This is a genomic window from Streptomyces sp. NPDC038280 (assembly GCF_055600045.1).
In genome coordinates this window covers 446999-459687 of the sequence record NZ_JBVJYZ010000001.1, presented here as the reverse complement: position 1 = coordinate 459687, position 12689 = coordinate 446999, and the positions used below count along the sequence as shown (strand labels likewise).

Annotated in this window: 10 protein-coding genes and 1 tRNA gene; 6 read left to right on the top strand and 5 right to left on the bottom strand. The window is 70.4% G+C overall.

Features of this window, described 5'->3' with window-relative positions; genetic code table 11:
- Positions 1 to 41: 41 nt before the first annotated feature.
- From ACZ7J0_RS02035 to ACZ7J0_RS02025, 3 genes are read right to left on the bottom strand one after another with little or no spacing between them, the layout of a single operon-like run.
- Positions 42 to 2183 carry an acetate--CoA ligase family protein gene (locus ACZ7J0_RS02035; RefSeq protein WP_470883069.1) on the bottom strand — a complete coding sequence of 714 codons (2142 nt, stop codon included), beginning with the start codon at positions 2181 to 2183 and terminating at the stop codon, positions 42 to 44.
- Entirely contained in the window at positions 2183 to 3412 is a 1230-nt protein-coding gene (gene frc, locus ACZ7J0_RS02030) for a formyl-CoA transferase (RefSeq protein ID WP_470883067.1), read from the bottom strand. The genes ACZ7J0_RS02035 and frc overlap by 1 nt, the downstream gene beginning before the upstream one ends.
- A 12-nt stretch (positions 3413 to 3424) precedes the next feature.
- Positions 3425 to 5107 (bottom strand): thiamine pyrophosphate-binding protein, encoded by a 1683-nt coding sequence (locus ACZ7J0_RS02025; protein WP_470883065.1) that lies wholly within the window; start codon positions 5105 to 5107, stop codon positions 3425 to 3427.
- A 190-nt stretch (positions 5108 to 5297) separates the two neighbouring features.
- Between ACZ7J0_RS02025 and sucC the strand changes: the two genes are divergently transcribed.
- The 5 genes from sucC to ACZ7J0_RS02000 all read left to right on the top strand — a co-directional run bounded on the left by sucC (position 5298) and on the right by ACZ7J0_RS02000 (position 10818).
- Positions 5298 to 6428, top strand: a complete 1131-nt coding sequence (gene sucC / locus ACZ7J0_RS02020; RefSeq protein WP_470883064.1) for an ADP-forming succinate--CoA ligase subunit beta — start codon at positions 5298 to 5300, stop codon at positions 6426 to 6428.
- 14 nt (positions 6429 to 6442) lie between these two features.
- Complete coding sequence (sucD, locus tag ACZ7J0_RS02015; RefSeq protein WP_470883062.1) at positions 6443 to 7360, top strand: succinate--CoA ligase subunit alpha; 918 nt, start codon at positions 6443 to 6445, stop codon at positions 7358 to 7360.
- A gap of 118 nt (positions 7361 to 7478) precedes the next feature.
- Complete coding sequence (locus tag ACZ7J0_RS02010) at positions 7479 to 9047, top strand: aldehyde dehydrogenase family protein (protein WP_470883060.1); 1569 nt, start codon at positions 7479 to 7481, stop codon at positions 9045 to 9047.
- A gap of 169 nt (positions 9048 to 9216) precedes the next feature.
- Positions 9217 to 9304: transfer RNA gene (locus ACZ7J0_RS02005), tRNA-Leu, on the top strand.
- Between the two features lie 185 nt (positions 9305 to 9489).
- Entirely contained in the window at positions 9490 to 10818 is a 1329-nt protein-coding gene (locus ACZ7J0_RS02000) for an autotransporter outer membrane beta-barrel domain-containing protein (protein WP_470883058.1), read from the top strand.
- Between the two features lie 91 nt (positions 10819 to 10909).
- On the opposite strand, the gene ACZ7J0_RS01995 is transcribed toward ACZ7J0_RS02000, so the two are convergent.
- Both ACZ7J0_RS01995 and ACZ7J0_RS01990 read right to left on the bottom strand, forming a co-directional pair.
- On the bottom strand, positions 10910 to 11158 hold the full coding sequence (locus ACZ7J0_RS01995) for a DUF397 domain-containing protein (RefSeq protein ID WP_470883056.1): 249 nt from the start codon (positions 11156 to 11158) through the stop codon (positions 10910 to 10912).
- The gene (locus ACZ7J0_RS01990) at positions 11155 to 11976 is read right to left on the bottom strand and encodes a helix-turn-helix domain-containing protein (RefSeq protein WP_470883054.1); all 822 of its coding nucleotides are present in this window, start codon (positions 11974 to 11976) and stop codon (positions 11155 to 11157) included. The genes ACZ7J0_RS01995 and ACZ7J0_RS01990 overlap by 4 nt, the downstream gene beginning before the upstream one ends.
- A 154-nt stretch (positions 11977 to 12130) precedes the next feature.
- On the opposite strand from ACZ7J0_RS01990, the gene ACZ7J0_RS01985 reads away from it, so the two are divergent.
- Positions 12131 to 12622, top strand: a complete 492-nt coding sequence (locus ACZ7J0_RS01985) for an ATP-binding protein (RefSeq protein WP_470883052.1) — start codon at positions 12131 to 12133, stop codon at positions 12620 to 12622.
- Positions 12623 to 12689 lie beyond the last annotated feature (67 nt).

Genomic DNA, 12689 nt, shown 5'->3' with positions numbered 1-12689 from the left:
GGTGGCCGCCGCCTCGCGGCGGCCCCCCCTCGTCGGTCACGTCATCGATCACCGCCCAGCAGCCCCGCGGCGCGCGCCCACCGGTACTTGGCGCCGAGCGCCGCCACCGGCTTCTCCGTGGTGTACGGGTAGGCCACCACGCCCCGTTCGAAGAGGTACTGGCAGGCGTCCTCGACCTCGACGTCGCCGGCGAGCGACGCGACGACCGGCTTTTCGACGCCCTTGGCGCGGTATTCGGCCACCACGCGCGCGGTCAGCTCCGCGAAGACCATCGGGGGAGTGACGATGGTGTGCCAGTAGCCCAGGACGAGCGCGTGGATGCGCGGGTCCTCGAGGCCGAGGCGGATCGTCGCCTCGTAGGTCGACGGCGGTTCTCCGCCGGTGATGTCGATCGGGTTCCCGGCCGCCCCGAAGGGCGGGATGAAGGCCTTGAACGCGGCGTCCAGGTCGTCCGGGATCTCCATCAGGGTGAGTCCGTTGTCGACGATCGCGTCGGACAGGAGCACCCCCGAGCCGCCCGCCCCGGTGATGATCACGACGTTGTCGCCGCGCGGTGTGGGCAGGACGGGAAGGGCGCGGGCGTACTCCAGCATCTCGTTCAGACCGGGCGCGCGGATCACGCCCGACTGCCTGAGGATGTCGTCGTAGACCGCGTCGTCACCGGCCAGTGCCCCGGTGTGCGAGCCGGCGGCCTTCGCCCCCGCGCTCGTACGGCCCGCCTTGAGTACCACGACCGGCTTTCTGGGGATGGTCGCCCGCGCCGCCTCCACGAACCCCCGGCCGTCCTTGAGGTCTTCGAGGTGCATCGCGACGCAGGTGGTGTGGGGGTCCTCGCCGAACCAGGTGAGGAGGTCGTCCTCGTCGATGTCCGACTTGTTGCCGAGCCCGACGATCGCCGACACGCCCGTGCGCGTGGTCCGGGCGAAGCCCAGGATCGCCATGCCGATTCCGCCGGACTGCGAGGTCAGCGCCACACCCCCCTTCACGTCGTACGGAGTGCAGAACGTGGCGCACAGGTCCTGCCATGTCGAGTAGTAGCCGTAGATGTTGGGGCCGAGGAGCCGGATGCCGTGCCGTTCGGCGATCGCCACGATCTCGTCCTGCAGGGCGTGTTCGCCGGTCTCCGCGAAGCCGGAGGGGATCAGTACGGCGTTGGGGATCTTCTTGCGTCCCACCTCCTCCAGCGCCGCCGCGACGAACTTCGCGGGGATCGCGAAGACCGCCACATCCACATCACCGGGCACATCCGTGACACTCTTGTACGCCTTGCGGCCCAGAATGTCATCGGGCTTGGGGTTCACCGGATGGATCTCGCCCGGGAAGCCTCCGTCGATGAGGTTGCGCATCACCGAATTGCCGATCTTGCCCTGCTCGTTGGAGGCGCCGATCACAGCGACGGCGGTGGGCTGCATCAGCCGCCGCATCGACCGGAGGATCTCCTCCCGGCCGTAGGTGCGGCGCGGCTTCGGGGCGCTCTCGGCGAGGATCACCCGGATGTCCGCCGCCATCGCCCCCTCGGGCGTGGCGATCACCGGGTTGAGGTCCACTTCGGCGATGTCGGGGAAGTCGGTGACCAGCTGGGAGACCCGCCGGATCTGTTCGGCGACCGCCCACCGGTCCACCGGCGGGGCGCCCCGCACCCCGCGCAGGATCTCGGCCGCGCGGATCGAGTCGAGCATCGATCCCGCCTCGTCCGCGCTCACCGGGGCCAGCCGGAACGTGACGTCCTTGAGCACCTCGACGAGCACCCCGCCGAGGCCGAACGCGACGACCTTCCCGAAGGTGGGGTCGGTGACCGCGCCGACGATGACCTCCTGGCCCGGGGGCAGCATCTGTTGCACCTGGACCCCGTCGATGCGGGCGTCCGGCGCGTACGCCCTGGCGTTCTCGACGATCGTGCGGAAGGCGGCCCGCACCTCGGCGGCCCCCTCCACTCCGACGATCACTCCACCGGCGTCGGTCTTGTGCAGGATGTCCGGCGAGACGATCTTGAGGACGACCCTGCCGCCGAGCCGGTCGGCGAACGCCACCGCCGCGTCCACGTCGTGCGCGAGCTCCTCGCCCGGGACGGCGATTCCGTACGCCTCGGCGACGATCTTCCCCTCGGGCGCGGTGAGCGCGGTGCGGCCCTCGGCCCTTACGCGTTCGAGCAGACGGCGGACGGCACCTTTGTCGTACGTCACTAGATCACTCCGCTCGTCTTCAGCAGCCGCAGTTCCTCGTCGCCGAGGCCCAGCTCGCCGACGTACACCTCTTCGTTGTGCTCCCCGAGCAGGGGCGAAGTGACCACGTCCACCGGGGAGTCGGAGAGCTTGAGCGGCGAGCCGACCGTGGTGAAGGTTCCACGCAGCGGATGATCGACCTCGACCACCATCTCGTTGGCCACCAGGGACGCGTCCTCGATGATCTCCTTCGTGGAAAGGATCGGGCCGCACGGGATGTTGTGGGCGTTGAGCTTCTCCAGCACGTCCCACTTGGGGAGAGTCGAGGACCACTCCTCGATGAGCTGGAACATCTTGGAGAGCTTGGGCAGCCGTGCCTCCGGCGTGGCCCACTCGGGGTCGTCGGCCAGTTCGGGCCTGCCGATCAGCCCGGAGAGCGGCCGCCAGCCGACCGGCTGGACGATGACGTACACATAGTCGTTGGGACCCCCGGGCGCGCACCTGACCGCCCAGCCGGGCTGGCCTCCACCGGACGCGTTTCCGGAGCGGGGAACTTCCGTGCCGAAGTCCTCGTTCGGATATTCAGCCAGCGGGCCCTGCGCCAGGCGCTGCTGGTCCCGGAGCTTGACCCGGCACAGGTTGAGCACCGCGTGCTGCATCGCGACGTTCACCCGCTGCCCCCGCCCGGTGTGCTCGCGCTGGAAGAGCGCGGCGAGGATGCCGGCGACGGCGTGGACGCCGGTGCCCGAGTCCCCTATCTGCGCGCCGGTCGCCAGCGGCGGCCCGTCCTCGAAACCGGTGGTGGACATCGAGCCGCCCATGGCCTGAGCGACGACCTCGTACGCCTTGAAGTCGGTGTACGGGCCGTCCCCGAACCCCTTGATGGAGGCGTAGACGATCCGTGGATTGATCTCCTGGACGCGGTCCCAGGCGAAGCCCATCCGGTCGACGGCCCCCGGGCCGAAGTTCTCGACCATGACGTCACTGCGCCGGATCAGCTCGGTCAGGATCTCCTTGCCGCGCTCGGTCTTGGTGTTGAGGGTGATGCTCCGCTTGTTGCAGTTGAGCATCGTGAAGTAGAGCGAGTCGACGTCCGGGATGTCCCGCAGTTGCTTGCGGGTGATGTCTCCGGACGGTGCCTCCAGCTTCACCACATCCGCGCCGAGCCAGGCGAGCAGCTGGGTGGCGGAGGGCCCTGACTGGACGTGGGTCATGTCGAGGACGCGAATGCCCTCAAGTGCCTTGGTCATGGACGGGACCCCTCACTTGTACATGGTCTGGTTCATGGTTCCGGGGGCGTACGCGTCCGGGTCGACCCAGACGTTGATGAGCGAGGGCAGCCCGGACTCGCGGGCGCGCCGCAGGGCCGGGGCGATGTCGGCGGGGTCGCGCACCTCCTCGCCGTAGCCGCCCAGCATCCGGGCGAACTCGTCGTAGTGCACATCGCCCAGCGTGTTGCCGACCCGTTCGCGCTCCGGGCCGTACTTCTGGGCCTGGCCGTAACGGATCTGGTTCATCGAGGAGTTGTTGCCGACGATGCCGACGAAGGGGAGGTTGTAGCGGACGAGGGTCTCGAAGTCCCAGCCGGTGAGGGAGAAGGCGCCGTCGCCGAAGAGGGCGACGACCTCCTTGTCGGGCCTGGCCTGCTTCGCGGCGAGGACGAAGGGGATGCCGACACCGAGCGTGCCCAGCGGCCCCGGGTCCATCCAGTGCCCGGGGGACTTTGGCTGCACCACCTGCCCGGAGAAGGTGACGATGTCGCCGCCGTCACCGATGTAGATGGAGTCCTCGGTGAGGAAGTCGTTGATCTCGCTCACGAGCCGGTACGGGTGGATGGGAGAGGCGTCCGACCTGAGCTGCGGCAACCGCTTGTCCAGTGCGATCTGTTCGGCCGCCCGCAGCTCCTCCAGCCAGGTCTTGCGCTTGACCGACCCGCCGTTGAGCCGGCCCGACGCCGACTCGGTCACCGACTTCAGGATCAGCCCCGCGTCGCCGACGATCCCGAGGTCGATGTCACGGTTCTTGCCGACCGTCCGGTAGTCCAGGTCGATCTGGACGACGGTCGCGTCCGGCGACAGCCGCTTGCCGTACCCCATCCGGAAGTCGAAGGGAGTGCCGACGATCACGATCACATCGGCGTTGGAGAAGGCATAGCGCCGGGACAGCTGGAAGTGGTGCGGGTCCCCGGGCGGCAGGGTGCCGCGGCCGGCCCCGTTCATATAGGCGGGGATGTTGAGGGTGCGCACGAGCTCGATGGCCGAGTCCGTCGCCCGGGTCGTCCACACCTGGCTGCCCAGCAGGATCGCCGGCTTCTCGGCGTGCACCAGCAGATCGGCGAGCTTCTCGACCGCCTCGGGGTCGCCGCCGCCGCGGGTTGACGCCCGGTACTGCCCGGCCTTGGGCACCCGTGCCTTCTCCACCGGCACGGTCGCGTCGAGGACGTCGCGCGGGATCTCCAGGAACGACGGTCCGGGTGCGCCGTGGTAGCACTCGCGAAACGCCATGGAGACCATGTCCGCGGCCCGCGCGGTGTCCGGGACGGTCGCCGCGAACTTGGTGATCGGCGTCATCATGTCCACGTGCGGCAGGTCCTGGAGCGAGCCCATCTTGTGCTGCGAGTGGGCTCCCTGGCCGCCGATGAGCAGCATCGGTGACTCGGCGCGGAAGGCGTTGGCGACGCCGGTGACCGCGTCGGTGGTGCCGGGGCCCGCGGTGACGACGGCGCAGCCGGGCTTGCCGGTGATGCGGGCGTAGCCGTCGGCCGCGTGGGCGGCGACCTGTTCGTGCCGTACGTCGACGACTTCGATGCCCTCGTCGACGCAGCCGTCGTAGATGTCGATGATGTGGCCGCCGCAGAGCGTGTAGATGACGTCGACCCCCTCGGCCTTGAGGGCCTTGGCGACCAGATGTCCGCCCGAGATGCGGTCCTGCGTGTCATCGGACATGGCGAAGTCCTGTCCCTTCGTAGGGGAGTTGAGGTGCTCGCGCGCCGTCTGGCGCGGTGTCGACGCACCGCGTCGCAGTACATTGCATACAGTCGACGAATACTGTATGAACCTTGTTATCCCGCATCCGGTGGGCGGGTGTCCAGAGGTGTGCGGCACTTTCGTCCACCGGCCACAGTCAGGAGCCGACATGGACCTGTACGAGTACCAGGCAAGGGAACTCTTCAAGGACTACGGCATCCCGGTGCCCGACGCGGCGGTCGTCGACCATCCCCGCGAGGCCCGGCACGCCGCAGAACTCCTCGGCGGCCGCGTCGTCGTCAAAGCCCAGGTCAAGACGGGCGGCCGGGGCAAGGCCGGCGGCGTCAAAATGGCCCAGGACCCGGCCGCGGCCGAGCTGACGGCGCGCCAGATCCTCGGCATGGACATCAAGGGCCATGAGGTGCGCAGGGTGATGCTCGCCCAGCCCGTCGACATCGACGCCGAGTACTACGTCGGCTACGTCCTCGACCGGGCCGCCGGCCGCTTCCTCGCCATCGCCTCCGCCGAGGGCGGGATGGAGATCGAGGAGGTCGCCGCCACTCGCCCCGAAGCCGTCGCCCGTGTCCCCGTCGATCCCGCCCGGGGCGTCTCCCCCGCCAAGGCCGCCGAGATCGCCGAGGCCGCGGGACTCCCCGGCGAGGCCGCCGACGTCCTCCACCGGCTCTGGCACGTCCTGGTCCGCGAGGACGCCCTCCTCGTCGAGGTCAACCCGCTCGTCCGTACCACCGCCGGCGCGCTCCTCGCCCTCGACGGCAAAGTCACCATCGACGACAACGCCCGTTTCCGACAAGAGCGTTGGGGCGACGGCCGGAGCGACCCCCACCCCGACCGGCTCGAAGCGGCGGCCGCCGCGAAGGGTCTCAACTACGTCAAGCTGGACGGCGAGGTCGGCATCATCGGCAACGGCGCGGGCCTCGTCATGTCCACCCTCGACGTCGTCGCCGGCTGCGGCGCCCGCCCCGCCAACTTCCTCGACATCGGCGGCGGAGCCTCCGCCCGGATCATGGCCGACGGGCTCGACATCATCCTCTCCGACCCGGACGTGAAGGCCGTTCTCGTCAATGTCTTCGGCGGCATCACCGCCTGCGACGCCGTCGCCGACGGCATCGTCCAGGCCCTCGAATCCGTACGCCTGACCAAGCCGCTCGTGGTCCGCCTCGACGGCAACAACGCCGCCCGCGGCCGCGCCATCCTCGACAGCCGCGCCCACCCGCTCGTCCTGCAGGCCACCACCATGGACGGCGCCGCCCGTCGCGCCGCCGAACTCGCCACGACCTGAAGGGACTCCCCACCATGGCCGTCTTCCTCACCAAGGAGAGCAAGGTCCTCGTCCAGGGCATGACCGGCGCCGAGGGCATGAGGCACACCCGCCGGATGCTCGCCGCCGGCACCGACGTCGTCGGCGGCGTCAACCCCCGCAAGGCGGGCCACACCGTCACGTTCGAGAGTGCCCCGCTCTCGGGCCCGGCCGGCGCCCCCCGGACGGTCCCCGTCTTCGGCTCCGTCCGCGAGGGCGTCGCCGCCACCGGCGCCGACGTCACCGTCGTGTTCGTCCCGCCGCCCTTCGCGAAGGCCGCTGTCACGGAGGCCGCCGACGCCGGCGTGGGCCTCGTCGTCGTCATCACCGAGGGCATACCCGTCCATGACGCCGTCGCCTTCCACGCCCACGCCGCTGCCCGCGGCACCCGTGTCATCGGTCCCAACTGCCCCGGCCTCATCAGCCCCGGCCTGGCCAACGCCGGCATCATCCCCGCCGACATCGCCACCCGTCCCGGGCCCATCGGCCTGGTCTCCAAGTCGGGCACCCTCACCTACCAACTCATGTACGAGCTCCGGGACATCGGCTTCTCCACGGCCGTCGGCATCGGCGGCGACCCGGTCATCGGCACCACCCACATCGACTGCCTGACCGCCTTCGAGAACGACCCCGACACCGAACTCATCGTCCTCATCGGCGAGATCGGCGGAGACGCCGAGGAACGCGCGGCGGCCCATGTCGCCGCCCACATCACCAAACCCGTCGTCGGCTACATCGCCGGCTTCACCGCCCCCGAGGGCAAGACCATGGGCCACGCGGGCGCGATCGTCTCCGGCTCCTTGGGCACAGCCGAAGCCAAGAGGAAGGCTCTGGAAGCCGCAGGAGTACCGGTCGGTTCCACCCCCACCGAGACCGCCCGGCTCGTCCTCGACCACCTCGCCCGCGGCGCGTGACGTCACCCACACTTCCCACCGTGTCGGTGCCGCCGAGCGGCCCCGGCTCACTACTGTCCCCGTACGAGAAACGAGCCATTACCCCGCCCCGTCTGTGCATCGAGAGCGGAGACCCCTCATGGCACCCACCCTCACCCCACCCACCACGCCTCCCGGCCTCGTCCTCAAGCCAGGAACCGCCTGGTCGGACGCCTGGCAGCGCTGCCTCACCGTCGCCCCCGAAGCCTTCCGGGACGACCACGTCCTCAACCTCTGGGCCGCCGGCTGGCGCGCCGACGGACGCACCCTCCCCGCCACCAGCCCCGTCGACGGCAGCCCCATCGCGGGCCCGCCGCGTCTCGACGCGCCCACCGCCCAGCAGGCGGTACGCGCCTCCCTCGACCAGCACCGCGCCTGGCGGCACATCCCGCTGCCCGAACGGCGCGCCCGCGTCGCCGCCACCCTCGACGCCCTCACCGAACACCGCGAGCTGCTCGCCCTCCTGCTCGTCTGGGAGATCGGAAAGCCCTGGCGGCTGGCCCAGGCCGACGTGGACCGCGCCATCGACGGCGTCCGCTGGTACGTCGACGGCATCGGCCCGATGCTCCAGGACCGTGCGCCCCTCCCGGGCCCGGTCTCCAACATCGCCAGCTGGAACTACCCGATGTCCGTCCTCGTCCACGCCATGCTCGTCCAGGCGCTGGCCGGGAACGCGGTCATCGCCAAGACCCCCACCGACGGCGGCCTCGCCTGCCTCACCCTGGCCTCGGCCCTCGCCGCCCGCGAGGGGATCCCGGTCACCCTCGTCAGCGGCAGCGGCGGCGAGCTGTCCGAAGCCCTCGTCCGCTCACCCGAGATCGGCTGTGTCTCCTTCGTCGGCGGCCGCGACACCGGTGCCCGGATCGCCACCGCCGTCGCCGACCTCGGCAAACGCCACATCCTCGAACAGGAGGGTCTCAACACCTGGGGCATCTGGAACCACAGCGACTGGTCCTCGCTCACCTCCGTCATCCCCAAGCTGTTCGACTACGGCAAACAGCGGTGCACGGCCTATCCGCGCTTCGTCGTCCAGCGCGAGCTGTTCGCCGACTTCCTCGCCGCCTACCTCCCCGCCGTACGCTCGATCCGCCTGGGCCACCCCCTCGCCGTCGAGCGTCCGGCCGACGCCCTGCCCGAGCTCGACTTCGGCCCGCTCATCAACGCGGCCAAGGCCAAGGAGCTGGGCGACCAGGTGGCGGAGGCCATCGACCGCGGCGCCGTCCCCCTGCACCGGGGCTCCCTCGCCGACGGCCACTTCCTCCCCGGCCAGGACACCTCCGCCTACCTCCCGCCCGTCACCCTCCTCGGTCCGCCGCCGTCCTCCCCGCTCCACCACGCGGAACCCTTCGGCCCGGTCGACACGATCGTCCTGGTCGACACGGAGGCCGAGCTCCTGGCCGCGATGAACGCGTCCAACGGAGCCCTGGTGGCCACCCTCGCCACTGACGACGACGCCACCTACGAGCGCCTCGCGCCCCAGATCCGCGCCTTCAAGGTCGGGCGCGGAAAGCCCCGCTCGCGCGGCGACCGCGACGAGCTCTTCGGGGGCTTCGGCGGCTCGTGGCGCGGCGCGTTCGTCGGCGGCGAGCTGCTGGTGAAGGCGGTCACCGAAGGCCCCGCGGGGGAGCGGGCACCCGGCAACTTCCCCGACTACCACCTCATGCCCTGATCCTCGGCCGATCTCCTGGTGGTCCGGCAGCGGCGCGACGTCGGGCCATCAGGGATCACGAGGCGGCCACACCCCACTGACCACCGGATATGTGGGTGAGGGGCGCGTCGAACCCCTGGTAGAGTTGTCCATGTCGCCGCGGGGAACACACGCGAGCGACAGACACCTTGTCCGGGTGGCGGAATGGCAGACGCGCTAGCTTGAGGTGCTAGTGCCCTTTATCGGGCGTGGGGGTTCAAGTCCCCCCTCGGACACCAGCAAAACCCCAGTTGATCTGGGGTTTTTTGCATTATGGGGCCCAGGGCCCCGGGTGGGCGTACGCGTCCCCCGAACGGGTCCGCCGAGGGGTCGGCGGTCGCGGACCGTGGTCGGCTGATGCCACATGTCATGTCGCACGGCCGGGCCGGTACGGACCGCGCCACTGCCGATGAGGAGCCCCCCGATGTACTGGCGCACCCCTGGGATGAAACGCCCGGTCCTCCTGTCCGCCGCCACCGGGATCGCCGTCGCGGGAGCCGTGGGGCTCCCCGCGCCGCTCGCGTACGCCGCCGCCGTCCCCGTGGGCTGCTCGGACGCGGAGCTGGTGGACGCGATCAAGGCCGCCAACAGCACGCCCGGTGCGGAGACGCTCGAGCTGGCCGGGGGGTGTACGTACACGCTGGCCCAGCCGGACAACGACGGCAACGGACTGCCGGTGATCACCAGCGAGATCACCGTGCGGGGCAACGAAAGCATCATCAGGCGCTCCGTCGAGGCCGGGACGCCGGACTTCCGCGTCATCTCCGTGGGAGCCGAGGGCAACCTCACCCTGGAAGCCGTCACGATCGCCGGCGGCAGGACCACCGACATGGCCGACTGTCCGACCAGGCGCACCCTGGTCTGCGGTGGAGGCATCTACAACAGGGGTGTCCTCACCCTGAGCGCGAGCCGGGTGACGGGCAACAGCGCGGTGGGCAGCACCCGCGATCAGGGCGCCGTGGCCGGCGGTGGCCTGCACAACGAAGGGACCGCGACCGTCACCACTACGCGGTTCGACGGCAACAGCTCCACCAACACCGGTGAAGGACAATCCGGCTCCGGAGGGGTGAACAACACCGGAACTCTCACCCTGAGTAGCAGTGTGATCACGGGCAACATCGCCACCACGGGCGGCAGGCAGGCGGTCGGGGGCGGCTTCGACAACGTCGGCAAGGCCGAGGTGTCCACCTCGTCGATCGTCGGCAACACGGCGAGGAACACGGCCAAGGGCTTCGCTCGCGGGGGCGGCGTGGCGAACACGGGCACCCTCACCCTCTCCCGCGTCGACGTACGCGAGAACACGGTCAGCTCGGCGGGGGGCGAGGCGGGCGGCGGCGGCATTCTCAACCGGGGAGGACTGAAGGTGCACATGACCGCCGTCCGCGCCAACGAGGCGAGCGCGCCCAGCGGATCGGTCCTGGGCGGCGGAATCCGCAACGCGCGCGGCGGAAAGCTCTCGCTGGACTCCAGCGCGCTGAGGGACAACACGATCAACGCCAAGGACGGGGTCTCCGTCGGCGCCGGGATGTTCAACGGCGTGGGCAGCACCACCACGATCGAGAACAGCTCGGTCACCAGCAATGTGGCGATGGCGCCCCACGGCACCGCCGCGGGCGGCGGCGTCTTCAACGAAGCCGAGACCGCCGCTCTGACGGTGGCCGGGACGGATGTCGTGGACAACGCGCCCAACGACTACCCGCCCGCGGGGAAGGTGCCGGCCCGGGCGAGCTGGGCGGACGACCGGACCGGCTGACCCACGGGTCGACCGTGACCCGGCCGCCTTCCGGGGCCAGTCCGCGGCCGTGCGGACTGCCCCGGACGTGCGTGATCGTCCGCGTGCCCCCTCAGGCGCGAGCGGCGAAGTCCACGAAGGGTGCCCAGGCGGCGGGGGAGAGGGCGAGCTGGGGGCCCTGCTTGTCCTTGGAGTCGCGGATGTGGACGGTGGTGGGGCAGGCGGCCACCTCGACGCAGTCGCCGTCACCACCGCTGCTGTGGCTCGACTTGTGCCAGGACAGGGCCACTTCGACGCAGTCGTCGCCGGAGCCGCTGCTGTAGCTGCTCTTGAACCAGACCAGTTCGGTGGTGTCGCTCATAGCGCTCCTCGCAGATGTTCCAGCAGGCTCAGGGAGTCGTCCAGGGTGAGAGCCTGTGAACGCATCCTGGCATACCGCATCTGGAGCACGCTGATCTCTTGCGGTGCAGAGATGAACTGACCGCTGCGCTGCCCCTCGGAGTAGCCGAACCACTGGTGGTCCGGGGTCTCAAGGAGCTGAATGGGGCCGTCCAGACCCGCATGCGTCTCCCGCACCAAAGGCATCACCTGGATCTCGATGTTCCGGCGCCTCGCCAGCTCGAGGACATGACCGATGAGCTCCCGGGTCACCTCCACCCCGCCCGTACACCGCCGGAAAAGCTGTTCCTCGAGGATGAAGCTGTACGCGGTGTTGGGGCGCTCGTACAGCAACTGCTGGCGCTCCTGCCGCGCCACCAGCTGCGCGTCGATCTTCGCGTCCGACAGCGGCGGCAGCTGATTGTCGAACAGCGTCCGCGCGTACGCCTCCGTCTGCAACAGGCCCGGAATCAGTCGGCATTCGTAGGTGTATAGGCTGACCGCCAGCCGCTCCAGGCCGGCCCACTGCCGGAACCAGGACGCCAGCCCCGGGTTGCGCGACAGGTGCTGGGCCATCGCCCGCAGCGTCCCGAACGCCTCCAGCTCGATCTCGGCCCGGTCGATCAGGGCCTTCGGCGGGAAACGCCTGCCCTGCTCCACCGACCCGAGGAAGTGGGCCGAGTACCGCAGCTTCGGGGCCAGCGCCTCCTGGGTGAGTCCCGCGTGCTTGCGGAAGGCCTTGAAGGCGGCGCCGAAGGCCCGCAGGCTGTCGGACGGTTCGGGCTCGTTGTTGTCGGTCATCTCGGGAACCCCCGGTGGTCTGGCGCAGTAACCCCGCAAGTGGCCCATGCTCACGGTCCGTTACGCGTCCTGTCCACCCTTTGTACTCGTACGCTGACTCAGCGTACGAGTTCTGTGCCTGGTGAACCGCCCTCCAGGCCGACACGGTTGGCCCATGCCGACCGATACGCAGCCCCAAACGGCTGTCACCGTACGTATGTTCTCCCTCCGTTTCAGCTCGACCCCCCGGGGCGCGCGCCTGGCGCGCCGGCTCGTCGCCCACCGGCTGGACGACTGGGGATGGTCCTACGCCTCCGAGCTGAACGAGGCCGCCACGCTCATCGCCGCCGAGCTCGCCGCGAACGCGGTGCGCCACGGCCGCGTACCCGGGCGCGATTTCCGGTTGACCCTGTCGGCCGGGCCGCGGGCGGTACGGATCGAGGTGGCGGACACCAGGGGCGAACGGCTTCCGGCCCTCGGCGGGCCGGCCGGCGACGCCGAGTCCGGCCGCGGACTGCTCCTGGTCGAAGCTCTGGCCGACCAGTGGGGTGTGACACCCCGGCCGGACGGGCCCGGGAAGACGGTCTGGGCCGAGGTGTCCACCCCGGAGGCGCCGGAGGCGCCGGGAGTGCCTGGCGCGCCGGAAGCGACGGTCCCGCGCGGCTGATCCGTACAGGCCGTGAGCCTCGCCGCGGGCTCCCGCGCCGGGAGGGCCGGGACGTGTCGCGCAGCGG

What these genes read in the sequence shown, in the direction of transcription:
- frc (WP_470883067.1), bottom strand. Translation starts at nt 3,412, where the DNA reads ATGACCAAGGCACTTGAGGGCATTCGCGTCCTCGACATGACCCACGTC.
- ACZ7J0_RS02025 (WP_470883065.1), bottom strand. Translation starts at nt 5,107, where the DNA reads ATGTCCGATGACACGCAGGACCGCATCTCGGGCGGACATCTGGTCGCC.
- sucC (WP_470883064.1), top strand. Translation starts at nt 5,298, where the DNA reads ATGGACCTGTACGAGTACCAGGCAAGGGAACTCTTCAAGGACTACGGC.
- sucD (WP_470883062.1), top strand. Translation starts at nt 6,443, where the DNA reads ATGGCCGTCTTCCTCACCAAGGAGAGCAAGGTCCTCGTCCAGGGCATG.
- ACZ7J0_RS02010 (WP_470883060.1), top strand. Translation starts at nt 7,479, where the DNA reads ATGGCACCCACCCTCACCCCACCCACCACGCCTCCCGGCCTCGTCCTC.
- ACZ7J0_RS02000 (WP_470883058.1), top strand. Translation starts at nt 9,490, where the DNA reads ATGTACTGGCGCACCCCTGGGATGAAACGCCCGGTCCTCCTGTCCGCC.
- ACZ7J0_RS01995 (WP_470883056.1), bottom strand. Translation starts at nt 11,158, where the DNA reads ATGAGCGACACCACCGAACTGGTCTGGTTCAAGAGCAGCTACAGCAGC.
- ACZ7J0_RS01990 (WP_470883054.1), bottom strand. Translation starts at nt 11,976, where the DNA reads ATGACCGACAACAACGAGCCCGAACCGTCCGACAGCCTGCGGGCCTTC.
- ACZ7J0_RS01985 (WP_470883052.1), top strand. Translation starts at nt 12,131, where the DNA reads ATGCCGACCGATACGCAGCCCCAAACGGCTGTCACCGTACGTATGTTC.